1 protein-coding gene is annotated in these 2,018 nt (G+C 44.9%); it reads right to left on the bottom strand.

Going from position 1 to position 2,018, the window contains the following annotated elements; genetic code table 11:
• On the bottom strand, nt 1-1,957 hold a 1,957-nt coding region (locus KDK13_RS08010; RefSeq protein ID WP_257284455.1), incomplete at its 3' end, for a hypothetical protein.
• Nucleotides 1,958-2,018: the final 61 nt, after the last annotated feature.

The raw sequence follows: 2,018 nt of genomic DNA on the forward strand, positions 1-2,018 counted from the left end.
CCTGGATCAGTTGCAGGTTTTCAATCGGGTCCAGCAAATCTTTGGTAAGACGACAGAAACCTGTACCAACGGGGTTAGCCCCAGCCCCCGGGTGTAGTGGTATATTATACGCAGCAGAAATTGGCTGCAGTGCATTTGGTATTCGGGCTTTCAGCTGTTCCAGAGTTGCACCGGTAATCGTTATCACACCGCTATCCATATCCTGAACAGTCAGCCTGAAGAGATTGTCGCTTTTGCTGAAAGCAAAGTAACAAATATGATCATCAGAAGGTGTAACCGCAAACTGGACCCATTCAGTACCAGGGCTGTCAGCAGGAATCTGGTCAAACAGTTTCTGGGTCAGTTCACTTATTGAATTGTATCTGTGCGACACCAGTGCAATCTGGTCTGATATTGCCTTCTCCACTTTTCTTGCTGTTTTGAACGCATTGGCAACATATAAGCTATCAGCATTCAGGCCCACTGAATCCGGGTGGTTTTCCGGTGCGGCTGTATCATGGAGATATAGTACATCCTGCAAGGCAAATCTGACCTGGATTGGGAGCCGACTGTAACCGACACCAAACAATATTGACTTTGCCAGGCTACTCAATGAATTTTGAAACATCCCGTATTGACCTGCAATGGCTGTGGACAGTACATCCCCGAAACAAAATCCCAGACTCTTTGTATCATCAAATGCCAGATACAAGGCATCATGGGCATACGCTCGAAAAATGATATCCGTCAGATGGATCGCGGCAGCTGCCTGATTGGTCAGTGATACCAGGGCATCAACCTGATTGGTTTCTATCTCCTTGATTTCGTTTAGAAGGTCAAGATAAGGGTTTTCTGATGCGTAGTCATTTGGGGTAGCCTGTATTTTGTCGTAAAGTGTATTAACTCTGAAGGTAATTTGGCCAGCTCGGTAATAATCATCGTTATCGATAGCGTCTTCAATTTCGTGGCCGTACTTATTCAGCCCTTTCATAATAGTGAGTTTGTTTTTCATCGATTCAAACATCTCTTTGAATTCAGGATCATCAATAATGGAATCACCGTTATACAGGGCTTTGGTGAAGGCATCGCGCCTCTCTTCGAAGCCTTTGAAGAATACTTTCATTTCTTCAATCATTGGTGTTTGCTCAAACTCAATCAGTGCTTTGAGCAGAGCTTCAGTTAACTCTGCGGTAAGTGTTCTTCTGGTTCTTTTTCTTTTCGTGTCATCCTGGTCATGGTTTGGTAGGTAATTCTTTATCTGGTCAGCGAACTGTTTCAGTTTATTGTCGTAAACTCTGGCGACGGCCGGGAAGGATTTTTTAATAGCCCTGGTGAAGGAAGAAACCATTAATACCAGATTGAATAATTCATACATTTCCACCCTTTTTTTAATACTTGATATTAACGGGGACAAGTCAACTGTTGGCTGTGATGTTGGCTGTGATGTTGGCTGTGATGTTGGGTCTGAATGCTGCTGAAGGAACTGATTCATTAGCCGAAGAGATGGATCATCCGGACGTTCACCGAAGATGGTTTCCGGCTGCTGAGCTATCCCGGAGATAGTATCGGGTTGCTGAGCGGTGATATTCCCCCCGTAATTTCCGGCAGTTGCCATAGGCCTGTTTTTTAGCTGTTGTTGATAGTCTGCCAGTTTGTCTCTCAGTGACGCCATTAACGTGATTTTCACGCTATCGGAAACCAATTTCCTCAGTGGCGGCAGGGGAGTAGTCGGTGTAAGTGGACTTGTTGTGTTGGTCGCCTGGGTTGTGTTTACCGATTGGGTGGTTAAAGCCGTTGCTGAACTGTCGTTAACGGTTGTGTGTGCGGGTATTGATGGCGTGAAGGCTCTGGTATGGCTGGTATTGTCAGCAAGGGAATTTGTTTCAGTGCTATTGCTGTGGTTTTTTCCAGGCGCAGGCTTAATGAAAAGTTTATCATGGGCATGGTACTGTAGGCATTCAGTTAATTTCTTTTGCATATTTTGTATCTTGCCTTCCAGAACCTGTGTTTCTGCCTGGTTTCTATTAATCAGTTTCTGG

Origin of the sequence: Endozoicomonas sp. SESOKO1, from assembly GCF_024606265.1 — a bacterium.
GTDB lineage: Bacteria > Pseudomonadota > Gammaproteobacteria > Pseudomonadales > Endozoicomonadaceae > Endozoicomonas.